This is a genomic window from Stenotrophomonas sp. Iso1 (assembly GCF_027497995.1).
Classification (GTDB): domain Bacteria; phylum Pseudomonadota; class Gammaproteobacteria; order Xanthomonadales; family Xanthomonadaceae; genus Stenotrophomonas.
On sequence record NZ_JAODBT010000001.1, the window covers coordinates 1919342 to 1939051 of the forward strand.

At 60.7% G+C, this 19710-nt stretch carries 18 protein-coding genes and 1 tRNA gene; 16 read left to right on the forward strand and 3 right to left on the reverse strand.

Translation table 11 applies throughout. The annotated features are described in order from the left end of the window. The first annotated feature begins 44 nt into the window (after positions 1-44). From PAN08_RS08475 to PAN08_RS08505, 7 genes are all read left to right on the forward strand, one after another. Positions 45-659 (forward strand): phosphatidylcholine/phosphatidylserine synthase, encoded by a 615-nt coding sequence (locus PAN08_RS08475; protein ID WP_269790999.1) that lies wholly within the window; start codon positions 45-47, stop codon positions 657-659. 53 nt (positions 660-712) lie between these two features. Further along, positions 713-1822, forward strand: coding sequence for a class III poly(R)-hydroxyalkanoic acid synthase subunit PhaE (gene phaE, locus PAN08_RS08480; RefSeq protein ID WP_269791000.1), 1110 nt, complete (start codon positions 713-715; stop codon positions 1820-1822). Beyond that, positions 1819-2886 carry a class III poly(R)-hydroxyalkanoic acid synthase subunit PhaC gene (locus tag PAN08_RS08485; RefSeq protein ID WP_269791001.1) on the forward strand — a complete coding sequence of 356 codons (1068 nt, stop codon included), beginning with the start codon at positions 1819-1821 and terminating at the stop codon, positions 2884-2886. Before phaE ends, PAN08_RS08485 begins: the two co-directional genes overlap by 4 nt. After that, on the forward strand, positions 2883-3257 hold the full coding sequence (locus tag PAN08_RS08490; RefSeq protein ID WP_269791002.1) for a DUF5329 domain-containing protein: 375 nt from the start codon (positions 2883-2885) through the stop codon (positions 3255-3257). The genes PAN08_RS08485 and PAN08_RS08490 overlap by 4 nt, the downstream gene beginning before the upstream one ends. Positions 3258-3329: 72 nt before the next feature. Continuing rightward, positions 3330-3749, forward strand: coding sequence for a hypothetical protein (locus tag PAN08_RS08495; RefSeq protein WP_269791211.1), 420 nt, complete (start codon positions 3330-3332; stop codon positions 3747-3749). A gap of 130 nt (positions 3750-3879) precedes the next feature. Continuing rightward, on the forward strand, positions 3880-4095 hold the full coding sequence (locus PAN08_RS08500; RefSeq protein ID WP_269791003.1) for a hypothetical protein: 216 nt from the start codon (positions 3880-3882) through the stop codon (positions 4093-4095). 111 nt (positions 4096-4206) lie between these two features. Next, a complete protein-coding gene (locus tag PAN08_RS08505; RefSeq protein ID WP_269791004.1) occupies positions 4207-6585 on the forward strand; it encodes a Tex family protein in 2379 nt (792 codons plus the stop codon). Positions 6586-6661: 76 nt separating this feature from the next. Here the strand turns inward: PAN08_RS08505 and PAN08_RS08510 are convergent, their stop codons facing one another. Then, the gene (locus PAN08_RS08510; RefSeq protein ID WP_269791005.1) at positions 6662-7030 is read right to left on the reverse strand and encodes a response regulator; all 369 of its coding nucleotides are present in this window, start codon (positions 7028-7030) and stop codon (positions 6662-6664) included. A gap of 123 nt (positions 7031-7153) precedes the next feature. On the opposite strand from PAN08_RS08510, the gene PAN08_RS08515 reads away from it, so the two are divergent. The 9 genes from PAN08_RS08515 (at position 7154) to PAN08_RS08555 (ending at position 17662) form a co-directional block, all read left to right on the forward strand. Beyond that, a tRNA-Leu gene (locus tag PAN08_RS08515) sits at positions 7154-7240 on the forward strand. A gap of 152 nt (positions 7241-7392) precedes the next feature. Next, a complete protein-coding gene (locus PAN08_RS08520) occupies positions 7393-8646 on the forward strand; it encodes a tyrosine-type recombinase/integrase (protein WP_332840092.1) in 1254 nt (417 codons plus the stop codon). Positions 8647-8702: 56 nt separating this feature from the next. Then, positions 8703-13634 (forward strand): type ISP restriction/modification enzyme, encoded by a 4932-nt coding sequence (locus tag PAN08_RS08525; RefSeq protein ID WP_269791006.1) that lies wholly within the window; start codon positions 8703-8705, stop codon positions 13632-13634. A gap of 83 nt (positions 13635-13717) precedes the next feature. After that, positions 13718-14266 (forward strand): hypothetical protein, encoded by a 549-nt coding sequence (locus tag PAN08_RS08530; protein ID WP_269791007.1) that lies wholly within the window; start codon positions 13718-13720, stop codon positions 14264-14266. A gap of 72 nt (positions 14267-14338) precedes the next feature. Further along, positions 14339-14542, forward strand: a complete 204-nt coding sequence (locus PAN08_RS08535) for an AlpA family transcriptional regulator (protein ID WP_269791008.1) — start codon at positions 14339-14341, stop codon at positions 14540-14542. Beyond that, complete coding sequence (locus tag PAN08_RS08540; RefSeq protein ID WP_269791009.1) at positions 14539-14916, forward strand: CHC2 zinc finger domain-containing protein; 378 nt, start codon at positions 14539-14541, stop codon at positions 14914-14916. The genes PAN08_RS08535 and PAN08_RS08540 overlap by 4 nt, the downstream gene beginning before the upstream one ends. Next, entirely contained in the window at positions 14913-15905 is a 993-nt protein-coding gene (locus PAN08_RS08545; protein ID WP_269791010.1) for a DUF3987 domain-containing protein, read from the forward strand. The genes PAN08_RS08540 and PAN08_RS08545 overlap by 4 nt, the downstream gene beginning before the upstream one ends. 22 nt (positions 15906-15927) lie before the next feature. After that, the gene (locus PAN08_RS08550; RefSeq protein ID WP_269791011.1) at positions 15928-16782 is read left to right on the forward strand and encodes a DUF3987 domain-containing protein; all 855 of its coding nucleotides are present in this window, start codon (positions 15928-15930) and stop codon (positions 16780-16782) included. Between the two features lie 307 nt (positions 16783-17089). Then, positions 17090-17662 (forward strand): HGGxSTG domain-containing protein, encoded by a 573-nt coding sequence (locus PAN08_RS08555; RefSeq protein ID WP_269791012.1) that lies wholly within the window; start codon positions 17090-17092, stop codon positions 17660-17662. A gap of 163 nt (positions 17663-17825) precedes the next feature. Here PAN08_RS08555 and PAN08_RS08560 read toward each other — a convergent pair whose 3' ends face one another. Both PAN08_RS08560 and PAN08_RS08565 read right to left on the reverse strand, forming a co-directional pair. Further along, on the reverse strand, positions 17826-18053 hold the full coding sequence (locus PAN08_RS08560; RefSeq protein WP_269791013.1) for a hypothetical protein: 228 nt from the start codon (positions 18051-18053) through the stop codon (positions 17826-17828). A 1143-nt stretch (positions 18054-19196) separates the two neighbouring features. Then, entirely contained in the window at positions 19197-19589 is a 393-nt protein-coding gene (locus PAN08_RS08565) for a RidA family protein (protein ID WP_269791014.1), read from the reverse strand. Positions 19590-19710: the final 121 nt, after the last annotated feature.

Consider the following 19710-nt stretch of genomic DNA (forward strand, 5'->3'; position numbering starts at 1 on the left):
GGCGCTCGCGGTAATCTGTGGCGGTCCATGCCTTGTGAGTCCCCATGAAACGTCACTTTTCGATGCTTCGCGAGTTTCAGCTTGCGGACTGGTTCACGCTCGGCAACGCCTTCTGCGGCACTGGCGCGGTGTTTGCCGCGATGCGCTTCCTGCAGGACGGACAGCGCGGCTACCTGATGTTCGGCATGGCGCTGATCCCGCTGGCCTTCATTTTCGATGCGCTGGACGGGCGGGTGGCGCGCTGGCGGCAGTCGTCGTCCACGCTGGGTCGCGAGCTGGATTCGCTGGCCGATGTGATCTCCTTCGGCGTGGCGCCAGCGGCGCTGGCCTATGCCTGCGGCATGCAGGGCGGCTGGGACTGGCTGGTGCTGAGCTACTTCGTCTGCTGCGGCGTCAGCCGTCTGGCCCGCTACAACGTCACCGCCGAGGCGATTTCCGGTGATTCGGACAAGGTGCCGTACTTTGAAGGCACGCCCATCCCGACCAGCCTGGCACTGGTGATCGTGCTGGCCCTGGCGGCGCACTTCAGCGCCATCGGCCCGGCCTTGTGGGGCGGTAGCTGGCAGCTGGGCCCGTGGCAGCTGCATCCGATGGTGCTGCTGTTCGCGCTGTCCGGCTCGTTGATGATCAGCAAGACGTTGCGCATTCCCAAACCCTGAACCGGGCTCCGAGTGGCATTGCTATCATCGCCAGGCAATCAGGGAATCAACCAATGAGTGGGCCAGGTAACAACGGAAACGAGGGCTTTGACGGGGACATGCGCCGTTACTGGCAGGCATGGGCGCAGGCTTCTCAGGGGCAGGCCGAGGCGGCGGCGGGGGAGTTCCCCTGGCGCGAGAGCATCGAGCAGTGGACGCGGTTGGTTACCACCGACGCCCCGGCCGATGTGCAGGACCTGGGAGCACGTTTTCAGCATCAGGCGGGCGACTGGTTCAGCTTGATGCAGCAGGTGGCGGCCCGTTTCGCCGGACAGGACACCAGCGCGGCCGAAGTGGCCGGCGCCTGGCGCGAAGCGGTGCAGGGGCAGGGCGAAGGCTTGCTGCGCTGGATGCTCGGCGCTGCCCGTGGTGGCAATGCGCTCAACGACCAGCCCTGGGTGCGCGAATTCGCACGCACCGTGCAGGCCGGCTTCGGCGGCGACGAATGGCTGCAGGCGCCTGCGTTCGGCCCGGCACGTGAGCATCAGGCGCGCTGGCAGGCACTGCTGAAAATGCAGCGCGAGTACCAGGGCCGCGCCGATGTCTATGTGGAAACCATCCGCAACGTGCTGGACGACGCCTTCAAGCGCTTCGAGGCCAAGTTGGCCGAACACGAAGTGCCGGGTAGTCAGCTGACCAGCGCCCGCGCCATGTTCGATCTGTGGATCGATGCGGCGGAAGAGGCCTACGCCAAGGTCGCGATGTCGGAAGATTTCCAGCGCATCTACGCTGACCTGGCCAATGCGCAGATGCGTCTGCGCGCCGCCTCGCAACAGGAATTGGAGCGTGCCTGCGAAACGATGGGCATGCCGACCCGCAGCGAAATGGATGCTGCGCATCGGCGTATCACCGAGTTGGAACGTCAGATTCGGCGTTTGATAGCGGCGACGTCTGCGCCTGCTGCCAAACAATCCGCGGATCGTGCAGCGCCGGCTTCCGGCAAGCGCACAGCAGCTGCGGCAAAGCCGAAGACGGAATCGAAAGCGAAGCCGTCCGCGAAGCCGAAGGCCAAGGCGAAGCAGGCAACGAAGGCAACCGCGAAACCAGAAGCAAAGGCCAAGCCCAAGAAGGCCGCCACCAAATCCACCCGCAGCAAGACCACCTCCGGCAGAGGTAAGGCATGAAGGGCCCGCTAGGTTTCGGTGGCGATGATCTGTTGCAGGAAACGCTGCAATGGCAGCGCAAACTGCTGGAGGGCCTGAAGCTGCTGCCCGGTGTCGAAGACGTGGATTACGGCGTCACCGAGCGCGAGGAAGTGTGGAGCGATGGCAAGGTCAAGCTCTACCGCTTCGTCGGCAGTGAGCCGAGCAACGGGCAACCACCGCTGTTGATCGTCTATGCGCTGGTCAACCGACCGTACATGGTGGATCTGCAGGACGGCCGCTCGCTGGTGCAGAAGCTGCTGGCGCTGGGGCAGGACGTGTACGTGCTGGATTGGGGTTATCCCGATCGCTCCGAGCGTTACCTCACGCTGGAGGATTACCTGCTGCGCTACATCGACGGCGCGGTGGACCACCTGCGTGCGCAGCACGATGGCGAGGCGATAAACCTGCTCGGCATCTGCCAGGGCGGCGTGTTCTCGCTGTGCTATGCCGCATTGCGCCCGCACAAGGTACGCAACCTGATCACGATGGTGACGCCGGTGGATTTCCATACGGCGGACAACATGCTCTCGCATTGGGCGCGGCAGGTGGATGTGGATCTGTTCGTGGATACGCTGGGCAACATCCCGGCGGATCTGATGAACGCCAGTTACCTGATGCTCAAGCCGTTCCGCTTGAACGTGCAGAAGTACGTGGGCTTGATGGACATCCTGGACGACAAGCAGGCGCTGGAGGATTTCCTGCGTATGGAAAAGTGGATCTTCGATTCGCCTGATCTTGCTGGCGAAACCTTCCGCCAATTCGTCAAACAGTTCTACCAGGCCAATGGCCTGATGAATGGCAGCATCGTCATCGGCGAAGAGCCGGTGGACCTGAAAGCGCTGACCATGCCGGTGCTCAACATCTACGCCGAGCAGGATCACCTGGTGCCGCCTTCGGCTTCCAGGGCCATGCAGGCGCAGATCGGCGCCAGCGACTACACGGAAGTGGGTTTCCGTGGCGGCCATATCGGCATCTATGTTTCCGGGCGTGCGCAGCGGGAAGTGCCGGGCGCCATCCATGAATGGTTGAGTGAACGCGCATGATCCGTTGTTTCAAATATTCCGTCGGCATCGCGTTTGCGACCTTTGCTTCCATCGCCGGTGCTGCGCCGAGCGCCACCGCACAGCGTGAGATCAACGGCTTGATGCAGGCGTTGGAAACTTCAGGCTGCCGCTTCCAGCGCAATGGAAGCTGGCACGAACCGGCCGAGGCGCGCAGTCATCTGCAGCGCAAGTACGACTATCTGCTCAAGCGCAATTTGACCGATACCGCCGAGCAGTTCATCGATCGTGCCGCCAGCCGTAGCAGCATCAGTGGCAAGCCGTACCGTGTGGCGTGCCCGGGTACAGCCGAGCAGGATGCAGCGACGTGGTTCCAGCAGCAGTTGCAGCGCCTGCGTCGGGCAGGCGCGTGAACGTCGTGAGCGCGCGTGGCTGATTCATCGCCTCCGGCAGATGTTTCACGTCGGCAGGTTGGTCTGCGCGTGCTGCAGGGGCTGGGCGCGTTGTGGACGCTACCCAATACGCTGATCGGCCTGATTGCAGGTCTTGTCGGCATGGTTGCAGGCGCACGTTGGTACTGGAGCCGTCGCGAATGCGCATTGGTATTCCGGCGTTGGCCGTGGGGCCCGGGCGGTGCGATCACGTTGGGCATGGTGATCCTGCACACCGGCGATGATATGGATGGGCTATGCCTTACCTACGAACACCGTGCCGGACGATGCGAGCACCCGCGTGTGCGCCTGGGCGATCACGAACGCGCGCACGTGTTCCAGTACTTGTTGCTGGGTCCGTTGTTTCTTCCGCTGTATCTGTTGTGCGGTGGTGTGAGCGTGCGTAACCCGCTCGAACGCGCGGCGGATCATTACGCAATGCATGGACGCGGTTGGTGGCCGTGGTGGAACTGAACCGGCGTTCATGCATTGTCGTCATATCGAAATGCAGTGGTCATGGGCTGAAAACTTTTTTTGTACATCCTGGTAACACCCACCCACGTATGGTGGCGGCGTTGCAGAACTAACAGGAGTACTTACCACCATGGCAATCGTTCTTTACATCGGTGGCAGCAAGGATGGCGACAAGGGCGTCGTGCCCTACGGCTTCAGCAAGACCCGCGCGGATACGGAAAATGGTCCGGAGTTCTACGTGGAGCGGATGATGGAGGTCAATGGCCGTGCCCGCATGCGGGTCATGGTGCTGGAAGACCTGCGCGACGACATCGCCTCCCAACGTTTGAGTCAGCACCTGGGGTAATGGCCCCAGCGCGCCGGGCGACAGGTCCGGCGCGTGCTGTCAATGGCTTTCGCCCACGGCGCTGCGTTGCCAGAATGCAGACTACTGTCCCCGTGGGTTCCGCAGCAGGCAATGCAAGACACCAAGCTCGCGCAGCAGATTGCGCAGACTATCGCCGCCGAAATCGGCGCCCAGACTGCCCAGGCCAACGCCGCCATCGCTTTGTTGGATGAGGGCGCCAGCGTCCCGTTCATCGCACGCTACCGAAAGGAAGTCACCGGCGGACTGGACGACACCCAGCTGCGTAATCTCGAATCACGCCTGACCTACCTGCGTGAACTCGAAGACCGCCGCAGCTCGGTGCTGGCAAGCATTGAAGAGCAGGGCAAGCTCACCGACGTCTTGCGTGGCGAGATCCTCGGCGCCGATACCAAGAGTCGGCTTGAAGATCTGTACCTGCCGTACAAGCCGAAACGCCGCACCAAGGCGCAGATTGCCCGTGAAGCAGGATTGGAGCCGTTGGCTGATGGCTTGTTGGCCGATCCCTCGCTCGATCCGCAATCCTTCGCCAGTGGTTTCGTGGATACGGAAAAGGGCGTTGCCGACACCAAGGCCGCACTCGAAGGCGCGCGCGCCATCCTGATGGAGCGCTGGGGCGAAGATGCCGCGCTGGTCGGTGAACTTCGTCTGTGGCTCAACGACGTGGGCGTCATTCGCGCGCGCGTCGCCGAAGGCAAGGAAAACGAAGGCGCCAAGTATCGTGACTACTTCGACCATGCGGAATCGCTGGCGAAGATTCCGTCGCACCGTCTGCTGGCGTTGTTCCGTGCGCGTCGTGAAGAAATCCTGTTCCTGGAACTGGACCCAGGCACTGATGCGGAAGCTGGCCATCAGTACGGCGAAGGCCGCGTGGCACGCAATGCAGGCATCGCTGACAAAGGTCGCGCAGCGGACCGCTGGTTGCTGGATGCCTGCCGCCTGACCTGGCGCGCCAAGCTGCATATGCATCTGCTGCTGGACCTGTTCAACCAAGCGCGCGAGAAGGCCGAGGCCGAAGCGATCGCGGTGTTCGGCGACAACCTCAAGGATCTGCTGTTGGCCGCACCTGCTGGCCCGAAGGCGGTATTGGGCTTGGATCCGGGTATTCGTACCGGCTGCAAGATTGCCGTGGTGGACGCCACCGGCAAGCTGGTCGCGACCGACACCATTTATCCGCATGAGCCGCGCCGCCAGTGGGAGCAATCGCTGCAGACGATTCGTCATCTGTGCGACAAGCACAACGTTGAACTGATCGCCATCGGCAACGGCACCGCAAGCCGCGAGACCGACAAACTGGCCGGCGAAGTCATCGCGCTTTGCGGCAACCCGAAGCTGCAGAAGATCGTGGTCAGCGAGGCGGGTGCATCGGTGTACTCGGCCTCTGAATTTGCGGCCAAGGAATTCCCGAATCTGGATGTTTCCATTCGCGGTGCGGTGTCCATCGCACGGCGCCTGCAGGATCCGCTGGCCGAGTTGGTCAAGATCGATCCCAAGGCCATCGGCGTGGGCCAGTATCAGCACGATGTGGATCAGTACCGCCTGGCCAAAGCGCTGGATGCGCGCGTGGAAGACTGCGTGAATGCGGTGGGCGTGTTCGTCAACATGGCATCTGCGGCGCTGTTGTCGAGGGTGTCGGGTTTGTCATCGACAGTAGCTGAAAACATCGTGCGTCATCGTGATGAAAATGGCCCGTTCAAACGCCGCAAAGATCTGCTCAAGGTGCCGCGTCTGGGCGACAAGACGTTCGAGCAATGCGCAGGCTTCCTGCGTATCGGTGACGGCGATGAGCCGTTGGATGCGTCGGCGGTGCATCCGGAAGCGTATCCGGTGGTTCAGCGCATCGTCGCGGCAGCGGATCGCCCGATCAGGACGTTGCTCGGAGACGGCAGCTATCTGCGCGGTCTGAAGGCTGAGCAGTTCACCGACGACAAGTTCGGCGTGCCGACCGTGCGCGACATCCTCAAGGAGCTGGAGAAGCCCGGCCGCGATCCGCGCCCGGAATTCAAGGCGGCGCGTTTTGCCGAGGGCGTGGAAGACATCAAGGATCTGCGTGAAGGCATGATTCTGGAAGGCGTGGTCAGCAACGTGGCTGCGTTCGGTGCCTTCGTGGATATCGGCGTGCACCAAGACGGTTTGATCCACATCTCGGCGCTGTCGGACACCTTCGTCAAGGACCCGCGCGATGTGGTCAAGGCCGGTGACATCGTCAAGGTGAAGGTGCTGGAGGTCGATGTAGCCCGCAAGCGCATCGCCTTGACGCGGCGTCTGGACGACACGCCGGCGCCGAAGAAGGCTGAGCGTGATGACCGTCAGGCCGCAGGGCAGAGCAACGGCCCGCGCCGCGATGGCGGCAATGCCGGCAACCGTGGCGGCCGCAATGGCGGTGGTCAGGCATCACGTCCGACGACATCGGCGGCACCGGCCAACAACGCCCTGGCCGATGCATTCGCCCGCGCGCGTCGCGGCGACTGAGTCTGCAGTTTCGGCTGTGTGAACAAGGAAAGGCCCCGGTTTCGGGGCCTTTCCGTATGCGGGCTTCCGGCGCGGCTCAGGCCAGCGCCAGCGCCTGCCTCAGTGCATTGGTCAGATCGTTGCCGGTGTAGGGCTTGGCCAGCTTGATGCCCGCATCAAACACCTCGGGCAACAGCGAAATATCCATGCCTGTCGCGACCAGGAAGGGAATGCCCTGCAGGCAGAGCTGCCTGGCCACCGGGCTGCTGGTCTCGCCATGGGCGAGCCAATAGTCGAGAAACACCAGCTGCGGCTGCAGCTCGTCCAGCATCTGCAGCGCCACTGCCACGGAGGGCGCGACCCCCGTCACCAACATGCCTTCGCCCTCCAGCTGCAGCTGCAGCAGCATGGCGTTGAGCTCGTCGTTTTCGACAATGAGAACCCGCAGACCTTGAAGCGAGGTCATCGGCCACTCCCCGTTTTCCGAATGCACCGAGTATAGCCACTCCGCAAAACATGGATTACACAAAAAAAGGTGTCAGGTACCTGCCCAAGGGCCAAAACCTTCGCTATAATCGCCGGCCAGCCAGCCGAAGTGGCGGAATCGGTAGACGCAGCGGATTCAAAATCCGCCGCCCTTAAAAGCGTGGGGGTTCGAGTCCCCCCTTCGGCACCAATGCCTTGTTTCAAGACGTCCTAGGAAGTCCGGAAACTTCAATCAAACCCGCAACTTAGCGGGTTTTTTTGTGCCTGTTGGTTGGGTGGCGTCCAGCAAGATGCATTGCAATCCGGCGGTGGTTGGGGGCAAATATGGGGGCAACAGCCGTAATGACCCCAGCCTTCTCTATTGAGTTGCCCCCAATGGCGCTATCAGATCTCACAATCCGCAACGCGAAAGCTACCGGCCGAACCCAGCGGCTGTTTGATGGCGATGGCCTCTACTTGGAAGTCTCTCCCACCGGGGGCAAATGGTGGCGACTGAAGTACCGCATCGGAGGAAAGGAAAAACGCCTGTCACTTGGAACTTATCACAAAGTAGGGTTGAAGTTAGCCCGAAAGAAGTGTGATGAATTTCGCGAAATGATTGCGGCCGGGATTGATCCAAGTGAACAGCGCAAGCTGAGGAAGCTGGAGCAAAAGGCAGCGATGTCGGCCTCTGCTGACACATTCGAGGCCGTGGCTCGCGAGTGGATGACTCGGCAGGCTGTTGCACGTGTCACTGCTGAGAAGAACCGTTGGTTGTTGGAAACCTTCTTGTTTCCCGAGATCGGAAGCCGCTCTATTGGCGAAATCACGTCCCGCGAGCTACTTGCCGCCCTGCGGAAGATCGAGGCTACCGGAAAGTTGGAAACCGCCAGCCGCGCCAAGATCAAGGCCGGTCAGGTATTCCGCTACGCAATGCTGGAAGGTAAGACCGAGATTGACCCCACCGCCAGCCTGCGAGGGGCGCTAAAAAGCGTCAAGGCCCGCCACCATGCCGCCATCACCGAGCCGTCCAAGATCGGCCAGTTATTACGCGCCATAGACGGATTCAATGGTCAGCCCGTCACTCTGGCAGCGTTGAGACTTGCCCCGCTGGTGTTTGTCCGCCCCGGTGAGCTTCGGGCGGCAGAATGGGACGAGATAGATCTGGACGCAGCAATCTGGCGAATCCGTCCTGAACGCATGAAGATGAAGGCGGCGCATCTTGTACCCCTGTCCAGCCAGGCAGTGGCCCTCCTGCAGGAACTGCACGGACTTACAGGCGGCGGCTCCCACGTATTTCCGGGAATGCGTCCGAATCGCCCCATGTCGGAAAACACAATCAACGCCGCGCTGCGCGCGCTGGGCTATTCCGGCGATGAAATGACCGGCCATGGCTTCCGCAGCATGGCGGCAACAAGGCTCAACGAAATGGGCTGGAATGCCGATGCCATCGAGAGGCAACTGGCTCATGCTGAAACGAACAAGGTCCGCGAAGCCTACACGCATGCGGCGCAGTACCTGCCTGAGCGTGTAAGCATGATGCAGGCATGGGCAGACTACCTAGATGCCCTGCGAAACAATAATAACGTGCTGCCCTTCAAGAGTCGCGCGGGCTGACTTGTCGCGCCGGGCACAGACCTAACACCATCAAGCACCACCGGGGAAAGAACACGATGACCACACCACTGCAGGGATTGCTGGATTCGCTGCGCCAGTCTTCCAAGACCGAGCGCGAGAAAGGAACCTACTTTGAAGAGCTGATCGTGGCCTATTTGCGCCACGAAGCCAGCTACCGCGACCTGTATAGCAACGTCTGGACTTGGGCGCAGTGGGCGCTGGCGAACGGTTTCAGCGCCAAGGATGACGGCATCGACCTGGTGGCCGAAATGGCGGGAACCGGCGAAATTCATGCCATCCAGTGCAAGTTCTATGCGCCGGACTACAAGCTGCAGAAAAAGGATATCGACAGCTTTTTCACGGCGTCTGGGCGCAAACCGTTCGCCCGCCGCATCATTGTGGCCACCACCGATCACTGGAGCGACAACGCCGAAAATGCCTTGGTGGACCAGCAGCCCCCGGTCAGCAAGATCACCCTTCATGACCTGGAAGCCAGCCAGATCGACTGGAGCCGCTTCCAATCCAGCGCGCCGGTCGTCCTGAAACCTAAAAAGTCTCTGCGGCCTCACCAACAGAATGCGTTGAACGCGGCGATGGCAGGCTTGGCCGACGCTGATCGCGGCAAACTGATCATGGCGTGTGGTACCGGCAAGACTTTTACCAGCCTCAAGATTGCCGAAACGATGGCCGGCAAGGGCAAGCGCGTGCTGTTTCTGGTGCCTAGCCTTTCTCTGTTGTCGCAGACGCTTACCGAATGGACGCAAGAGAGCGACATTCCGCTGCACAGCTTTGCAGTGTGTTCTGACAGCGATGTAGGCAAGAAGAAGGGAAGGAAGGAGGACGATGCCGTCCAGACCTTTGCCCATGAACTGCGTTACCCGGCCACCACCGATGCCAAACGGTTGGCACAGGGTGTGGAGGCCCGTCACGACGCAAAGCATATGACGGTGGTGTTCAGCACCTACCATTCCATCGAAGTGCTGCACGACGCCCAGCACGCGCACGGCCTGGACGACTTCGATCTGATCGTTTGCGACGAGGCCCACCGCACCACGGGCGCAACGTTCGAAGCTGATGATGAAAGCGCATTCGTCCGCGTGCATGACGCCAACTACCTGCGCGCGGCCAAGCGCCTGTATATGACCGCCACCCCGCGCATCTACGGGAACGAGGCCAAAGCGATTGCCGAGCGCGACAATGCCACCCTGTACTCGATGGATAATGAGGAATGGTATGGCAAGCAGTTGTTTGTCATCACTTTCTCCGAGGCGGTCAAGCGCGGCTTGCTGGTGGACTACAAGGTGATCGTACTTGCCGTGGAGGAATCCCACGTCAACCGCCGACTGCAGGCACTACTGAAGGACGAGAACAACACACTTAAGGTGGACGATGCGGCCAAGATCGTCGGCTGCTGGAAGGCACTGGCCAAGTTGGGTCTGCACGAGGACGGTAACGACACTCCAGAGCCTATGAAACGTGCGGTTGCGTTCTGTCAGGTGATCGAGCCGGGCAAGGGTGGCAAAACCCACAAGGTCAGCTCCAAGGAAATTTCCGGCATGTTCCAGGCGGTGGTAGAGGCCTATCAAGATGCCGAGGACATTGAAGACGGCGCACGCCTGACATGCGAAGCCGAGCACGTAGACGGTGGCATGAATGCCGGGCAGAAGGAAGCCAAGCTTGATTGGCTCAAGGCGCCGACGCCGGAAGATACCTGCCGCATCCTGTCCAATGTGCGCTGCTTGTCTGAAGGCGTGGACGTGCCTGCGCTGGATGCCGTGCTGTTCCTCACCCCGCGCAACTCGCAGGTGGACGTGGTGCAGTCCGTCGGCCGTGTCATGCGCAACGCACCGGGCAAGCGGCGCGGTTACGTCGTGCTGCCGGTGGTGATCCCCGCCGGCGTCGAGCCTGAGCGCGCACTGGACGACAACAAGACCTACGCCGTGGTCTGGCAGGTACTGCAGGCGTTGCGCTCCCACGATGACCGCTTCGACGCGATGGTCAACAAGTTGGACCTGGTCGGCCCGGACCGCAGCAAGATGGAAGTGGTGGCCATTGCCGATACCGTACAGCGCAAGACCGCACGCCTAGTGGACAGCGCCGCCAAGACGGCCAAGGCTAAGGGTAGCTTTGGTATCGGCGAGAAGGCCGAGCGCTATGGCCCGGCCCCTGACCAGATCGGCTTCGAGTTCGAGGTTGGCCAGATCGAGCGCGCCCTATACGCAAAGGTGGTGGACAAATGCGGCAACCGTCACCACTGGGAAGACTGGGCCAACGATATCGCCAAGATCGCCCAGACCCATATCGACCGCATCAAGGCCGTGCTGGAGGACGACAGCCAGCCCAAGGCACGCGAGGCCTTCCACGCCTTTGCCCACGAGCTACGCGACGACCTCAACGACAAGGTCAGCGACGCCGAAATCATCGAAATGCTGGCCCAGCACCTCATCACCAAACCGGTGTTTGATGCGCTGTTTGCCGATTACAGCTTCGCCAGCCACAACCCCATGTCCAAGGCCATGCAAGCGGTGCTGGATGTGCTGCACGAACAGAATCTGGGCAAGGAGGCCGACACCCTGCAGGCGTTCTACGACAGCGTGAAGCTGCGCGCCGAAGGCATCGACAGCGCGCAGGGCAAGCAGAAGATCATTGTCGAGCTGTACGACAAGTTCTTCCGCAACGCCTTCCCGAAAATGACCGAGCGCCTGGGCATCGTCTACACCCCGGTGGAAGTGGTGGATTTCATCCTGCACAGCGTCAACCACCTGCTGCAGAAAGAGTTCGGCCAGACCCTGGGCAGCAAGGGCGTGCATATCCTGGACCCGTTTACCGGCACCGGCACCTTTATCACCCGGTTGCTGCAGTCCGGCCTGATCAAGCCGGAGGAATTGGCCCACAAATACAGGCACGAGATCCACGCCAACGAGCTGGTGCTGCTGGCCTACTACATCGCCGCCATCAATATCGAGGCGACATATCACGGATTGGCCGGCGGCGATTACGTTCCGTTCGAGGGCATTTTGCTCACCGATACCTTCCAAATGTACGAGAAGGACGATCTGGTGGATGCCCTGCTGGTGGACAACAGCGCCCGGCGCAAGCGGCAGAAGACGCTGGATATCCGGGTGATCGTCGGCAACCCGCCGTATTCCATCGGGCAGAAAAGCGAGAACGACAACAACGACAACGTGGAGTATCCCGCGCTGGATGCGCGCATCCGTGACACCTACGCGGCCCGCTCGAATGCCACCTTGTCCAAGGGGCTGTATGACAGCTACATCCGCGCCATCCGCTGGGCCAGTGACCGGGTCGGCGATGCCGGAATCATCGGCTTCGTCACCAATGCGGGCTTCGTGGAAGCTAATACCGCCGATGGCCTGCGGCAGTGCCTGGCCGAGGAGTTCTCCGACATCTACGTGTTCCATCTGCGTGGAAATCAGCGCACCAGTGGCGAGACCTCACGCAAGGAAGGTGGCAAGATTTTCGGCAGCGGCAGCCGCGCCCCCATCGCCATTTCACTGCTGGTCAAGAATCCGCAAGCTACCGAACATGGCCGCATCTACTTTCACGATATCGGCGATTACCTGAGCCGCGAAGACAAGCTGGAGAAGATCGAAACCTATGCCAGTGTCGGTGGCATTCCCGAGCAGGACTGGCAGCGCATCACCCCGGATGCACATTGCGACTGGCTGAAGCAGCGCGATGACAGCTTCGAACGTTTCATGGTGTTGGGCGACAAGAAGGGCGATGCGGCCAAGCTGTTCGACAACTTCTCGCTCGGCGTGGTCACCAACCGCGATGCCTGGGCCTACAACCAGAGCAAGGCCAAGCTCACGGCCAACATGACGGGAATGATCGGCTTCTACAACGCCGAAGTGGCACGCTTCGATGCCGCGCATCCGGGGCTGGATACCAAGGCGCGGCAGGTACGCGTGGATGGCTTCATCGACAGCGACCCGACGCGAATCAGTTGGACCCGCGCACTGAAGCAGGATCTTGGCAAGGATCGCAGCTATGTATTCGAGGCCGAGTGCATTGTTCCCAGCCTGTATCGCCCGTTCACCAGGCAATGGCTGTATTTCAACCGCCGTTTCAATGAAATGGTCTACCAGATGCCGCGCATCTTCCCGGATGCGAGAGCCGACAATGTCGTAATTTGTGTGCCATCGTCTGGAGGTACGGTTTCTTTCAGCACATTTATTTTCAACCTAGTTCCTGGGCTGAAGACCATGGGGGATGGGGGCACACAATGCTTCTCTCTCTACCTCTACGACGAAACCGCCCAGCGGTCCGATGATGGCCTGTTTGCCGGCCAATCCAGCAACGCCCCGCGCCGCCGCGACGCCATCACGGACGCCGGCCTCGCGCATTTCAGCAGCGCTTATCCGGGAGAGACGATCAGCAAGGAAGACCTGTTCTACTATATCTACGGCCTGCTGCACTCGCCGGACTACCGCGAACGCTATGCCGACAACCTTAACAAGGAGCTGCCGCGCATCCCGCGCGTGCGCACCGCCGCCGATTTCCGGCATTTCAGCCAGGCCGGCCGTGACCTCGCCGCGCTTCACCTGAATTACGAAGCGGCGGACGCTTACCCGCTGACCATCGACACGAAAGACAAGCTGACCGATGCCGACTACCGCGTCGAGAAGATGAAGTTCGCTAAGGTGAAAGATCCGGCCACTGGCAAATCCGTCAACGACCGCAGCACCGTGGTCTACAACACCAAAATCACCCTCCGCGACATTCCCGAGGCGGCCTGGGGCTACATCGTCAACGGCAAGGCCGCGCTGGACTGGGTGATGGAACGCCAAGCCGTGCGCGTGGACAAGGACAGCGGCATCGTCAACGACGCCAACGACTGGGCCACCGAAACCATGGGCAACCCGAAATACCCGTTGGAGCTGTTCCAGCGCGTGGTAACCGTCAGCCTGGAGACGCTGAAGATCGTAAATGCATTGCCTGCGCTCGACATCCACCCGGATGGCTGAAGCGTGTCAGGGTAGGGCGTTTGCCGATAGGTGCTTACATTACAAGTCCAAGGGCAATGCCCTTGGCTTCTGCGAAGGTTCAAATGGATCTTTATAAACCTCCTTCAAGGCGCAAGATTGCAGAACAGTTGGAACGTGCTGGAGCAGATGTTAACGGACAGATCAGTGGCGCAGTGTGGATTTCTCTGGCTCTGCAAGGCATTGGGATTACCAAGCTTGCGGCCGATGATTTTGACCGTCTTCGGAAGGCAAAGAACATGTTGGCCAAAGCGCTGACTGACCTTTCAGTCGTGGGGGCGCCTTTCACTACGGATCTTCCGATGGACTTTCCGATGCATGAGGAGCAAGAAGAGCTGCCGCAGGGCTGGTTGAATGCTGAAGTTATCGAGCCAGTTGCACGCGCCGCTTGGCACTTGGACGCGTGTATAGCCCTCTACCGACCTGCCAACAGTCCAAAGCATAGCCAGTTTTGGGAAGCACTCCTTCGCTACTTTAAAGCTGAGGAGTTGGAAGTCACCTTCGGAGAATCCAGTCCCATAGTAATGATCTTTGCCGAATGCATTGGACTGGATCAGGAGTCGGCATATAAATCAATCCAGCGCTTTCGCAGGGGACAAAGATCGAACAAATGATGCGCTTTTGTCCCTGATGAACAAACGTCATTAGAAAGATAGTGACTGCGTCAAACCACATGGAACGCAGTTATGCCCAGTAAGACTTTGTTACGCCTCCCGCGCGTCAAGGCCAAAGTTGACCTCAGTAAGTCTCAGATATATGCATTGATCAACGCGGGCAGCTTCCCGCCGCCTGTGAAACTGTCCGAACGTTGCAGTGCTTGGGTAGAAGCCGAGCTGGATGAATGGATCGAGGAGCGCATCGCAGCTTCGCGGAAGGAGGTTTCCGCATGATCCAGAAACGAAGGGGCCCCGGCGGGAACCGGGGCCATGCACACGCTGACAGGCAGGTTGCACGGCAAGTTTACGGCAAGATTTCACGAAATGGCGGGCGACTGCCGGATGACTGGCACACCCGTTTACCCGCCCCTGAAAATTATTATCGGGAGCGCGTTGCCAAACTAGGCAATGCAAAAAGTGGTGGCTGGGCACAGGGGCAATGTCCGTTTCACGAGGATCTAAATGCCTCACTGAGCGTGAATTTTTCACATGGCGGCTGGAAGTGCTTTGCCGGGTGCGGTAGCGGCGACTTGATCACCTTCCACATGCGTCTGTTCGTCCTGCCATTTACCGATGCAGCGCGCGAGCTGCTGGGGTTGCGAGCGTGAGTGCGGCTTCTATTGAAGCGCTCAAGGATGCAGCACGGAAATTGGCGGCCGATCCCATCCGCCTAGGTATGCGCCCCGTGGGCCTTCACACATACTCCGCCGCCGATGGTGAGCCATCTTTCTGGCGGATCCGCTGCAAGCATCCGGACACGGGCGAGAAATGGATTCGGCCGATGCACTGGAATGGTGCTGGGTATGTCATCGGGGAGCCGCCTGCACCGGCTGCCGGGAAGCTCTTGTATCGCCTGCATGAGCTGGCTGATGCCCGCGACGGCGCGCTTGTGTACATCGTCGAAGGCGAAGCCTGCGCAGATGCTTTGGCCAGGCTGGGCCTGCTGGCCACGACCAGTGGGAGTGCATCGAGTGCCGAGGGAGCCGACTGGTCGCCGCTGGCGGGGCGACGTGTTCGACTGTGGCCGGATAATGATGAAGCCGGAAGGAAGTACGCCGAGGAAGCGGGCGCGCGACTGTACGCGCTGGGCTGCACCGTGGAATGCATCGACGTTGATGCCCTTGGCCTGGCCGAGAAAGGAGACAGTGTGGACTGGCTGGCGGTCAACTCTGATGCCGATGCGGTCGCAGTAAACGCTTTGCTGCTATTACCGACTCCTTCGGAGGCAGCGCGCGCGCGAAGCCCTGTGCAGTCTTTCGCCCCCGAGCCGTTACCCGATCCGCTGCCAGCGGTGCCGGTACTCGATCCTGCGCTGTTACCGGACTGCGTACGCACTTGGTGCATGGACGCAGCCGACAGCTTGCAAGTACCGCTGGACTTCACTGCAGTGCCGGCAATGGTGGGGTTAGCTGCTGCGTTGGGTGGGCGGCACGTTGCTGTGCGACTCAAGACGCATGGGCATTGGTACGAAAGGCCCATTCTGTGGGGCTGCGTAGTTGGGCGCCCGAGTAGCGGCAAGAGTCCGGCCCTGTCGCCAGTACGGAGGCTGCTGGAAAAGGTGACCGAACCCGCGTGGGTTGATCCAGTTCCGCGATGAGCTGGCAGGTTGGCTTGCATCATTGGATCGAGAAGGGCGCGATCAGGACCGCGCATTCTGGCTGGAATGCTGGAATGGTACTGGCCCTTTCACTTCCGACCGCATTGGCCGGGGAACGGTTCGCATTGAAGCGTGCGCCGTGTCGATTTTGGGTGGCATGCAGCCCGGCAAGCTTGCCGAGTATGTGCGTGGAGCGGTGCGTGGGGGCTTCTCCGACGATGGTCTGATGCAACGGTTCCAATTGGCCGTCTATCCAGACCTGCCCGCATCGTGGCGCTACACCGACCGACCGCTGGACCGGGAAGCAGAGGACCGTGCGCGTACTGCATTCAATCAGCTTCGCGCGATGAATCCTGCGGGGGTGGTCGCAGAGACCACCGAGGCCTGCGACGTGCCCTTCCTACGCCTGTCCGAAGACGCCCAAGGGCTGTTTATCGAATGGCAGACCGAGCTGATGCAGCGGTTGCGTGCAGGTGGCGAACCGCCTTTCATGGAATCGCACTTGGCCAAGTATCCCGCCCTAGCGGGCAGGCTGGCTCTGGTGCTGCATCTGGCCGACAACGGGATCGGGCCAGTATCTGCCGACGCCATGCTCAAGGCTTTGGGCTGGTGCGAGCATTTGGAATGTCATGCACGCCGCATCTACGCCCCGGCCACTGACAACGGCCTGACCACAGCCCACCTGCTGCTGCGCAAGCGTGACAGCCTGCCCGATGTATTCACCGCCCGAGATGTGTATCGCAAGTGCTGGGCCGGCTTGGATGATCCGGAAAGCGTGGCCGAGGCACTGGCGCTGCTGGCCGACCACTGCCAAGTGATCGAGGTGTCCGAGACAACCGGCGGTCGCCCGTCCAGATCCTACCGGTGGGTGGTATGAGCGTGTGGCGTGAGAGGCTGGCAGAGCTTACTGGCCGAAAAGTGTTGGAACCGTCATTCTGCCAACTGACACAACTGCCAAAAATCCCTTTTGTCAGTAATGACAGTGAGCAAGACGAGCTTCTGGGAAGCGTCATTGATGTGGAGGCCGTCCGGCCCCACCAGTTAGACCGAGCCGAGGACGAAGGCCATAACGTGCGATCGACTGATGCGTTGTCGGTGCTATCGCTGGCAGAACGCTGGGCACAAGAGGACGCCGCGAACACCAGTGGTCCACCTTATTTCGTACCGCTAGGGGGAGCATCAAGATGAGTGATGGCTACCTGAGTAGGGATAAGGTGCATTTGGCCAAACTGCAACGGGATCGGCGGGCCGCCATGCGCCGGATCGACTACATGCCCGGCAGCCTGGCGCTGACCATATTCGAGGCTAGGCAGGAGTTGGAGCCGGCTGGGGGCGCTTCGGCGACCAACAGCGCGGTGCTGGACGCCATTCTGATCGAGTGGGCCGAACTGACCGGAATAGAATACAAAGACGTGGCGCCGCTCAATACTTCGGTGGGAGGGCTGAAGCCGTCCAAGCTATCTGCGCGGACGCCTAATATGCACACATCCCCACCGGAATTACGTCCTACCTTGCGCGCGCCCGCGCGCGCGTATGACTACGGGGAGGTGGTGAGTCGCAAGACCCTTCCGAAGCTAGGGCAGGGGGAAGTGAAGTGCGGTGCAGCACGCCACCGCGATGGCCAGCCGTGCCAAGCAACGCCAGAGCAAGGCAAACGGCGGTGCCGCTTCCACGGTGGGCGCAGCACCGGTCCAAAAACGGCCGAGGGCAAAGCCAGAGCAATGGCTAATCTGCGCCAATACGCAGTGAGCACCTAGGGGCAAGACGACGGCAAGCACCGCCCGTTTGGGGGCAACAGTGGGGGCATTTTTTTATATTCCTGCGCAAAAGCGTTGCAAACAATAGGATTTCGTTGCCCCCCTTCGCACCAGCAGCCTAGCGTTACCAACGGTTGCAAAGCAGTTTGGCGTAATGATGGCTTTACTCACCGCGTCGGCGTCCCTTAGGGATACCGGCGCGGTTTGCGTTTCGCCATTCGACAACTTCGCCGGCCACCCAAGTGGCTGATCGCATCGTCAGGCGCACCGGGAAGTCCGGCCGGCAAGCGACGGTCTCCAGAACTGTGCGCGCGGCCAGGCCGAGCAGGGCACCAACCTCTTCGGCGCCGATGGCACGGAGCTCCCACTGGATGTTCACTGCTGCACTCATTGGGTTTCTCCTTCCAGCGCCGCGCGGGCGCTCTTGTTGCGATTGGTGGTCATGCGGCTTGCTCCAGTTGCTGAGCAGCAAATGTCCGGCGCGCGGTGAGTGTCGAAAGGATGTGCCCCCTATTGATGCGCCATGGCTGCGGCCACGGCAGGATCGAAGGTCGTGTGTTCTCACAAAAGACATCGGATGGAATGACGCACTACACATCGCAGTCCCCGAACAGTGGCGGTTACAAGGCAATCGCGTATTACACGATTGCGAAAACTGGGCGAAGCAGGATCAACGGCTTGTTGTGCGAGTCCGATTGCGCTGGGGAGCAACAGGCCTATCAGCAAGCGCGCGATCATCGGATTGCTGATGAGAAGGATTGCCCGCTTTCACCTCGCACTGCCTCGACGGGTTGCAGACTGTGGGTCCAAGAAGTCAGATAGCAGAAACGACTGCGGGGAACGCAGTTTTCACCGTTACCACTTCATGCTCCGGCCAATGGCAGCGGACCAGTCACGGGCCGCTTGGGCTTTGGCTTCGTAGGCCCGTCGTTGGACGCGATGCTGGCCGGGCAATGTGCTTTGGGCAGCAACCCAGCGCTCGATGTAACGCTTTGCTGTGGCTAGGCATCCCCCGATGCTCGGCATTGATCGTCCTGCCACCCCACATCATGCAGATAGCGATGGGGGAGCGGCGCTCGGCTGGATTGATCACCGCCACGATTCCGTAGTTGAACATCAGGATCGGGGCTTCGGGGCTGCCGGCCCAGTGGCAGGCAGCGGGGAGGGGGCGCTGGCCATGGCCGGATCGTCGCGGTAATCCGGCTCACGATTTGAGACTGTCCGGTTTGCTAAGCCCCGCAACGCCGGTTTGACCAATAGTTCAAATCGTTGAAAGGCGATTCGATAGGACCACAACCAAAGCAGGCATCACCGAGCTGTTTCTAATGACTACCACGGCAACGGCCTTGTTCGAGCGTTGCGGGTACAGATGCTTGCCCCGGACGGAAGCACCGGAATCAATCAGCAAGTCTCAGCAGTTCGCCGGTTTATGTCCTGACATCGCGGCATTCATGGTCAAGCATCTATAGCGATGATGTCTTCTTGTGGCCGCAGGGCGTCATCCGACTCGAAGCGGACATGCCCCCTCGCTGGGTTAGTCGGGAATACGTGCAATCACCTTGATCTCGAAATCGAAACCCGCGAGCCAGTTGACGCCGATCGCCGTCCAGTTCGGATAGGGGGCGGTCGGGAAGACGTCGCTTTTGATCTTCATGATCGTGTCGAACTGATGCTCGGGATCGGTATGGAGCGTGGTGACATCGACGATGTCGTCCAAGTCGCATCCGCCGGCTTTCAGGGTGGCTTCAAGGTTGGCGAACGCCAGGCGGACCTGTGCTGCAAAGTCCGGTTCCGGTGAGCCGTCGCTGCGGCTGCCGACCTGGCCGGAGACGAACAGCAGGTCTCGCGAGCGGATCGCGGCGGAATAGGCGTGCGCGGTATAGAGGTCATGCCGGTCGGCGGGGAAAACGGCGTTGCGGGATGTCATGGCGATACTCCTGTCGTGGGTGAGGTCATGGGTCCCGTGCAGGGCGGCATACCGCTTGGCGATGAGGCACCCCGGGACATGACGGTCACTCTAGGCAGCGATCTCGATGGGATAAACACCG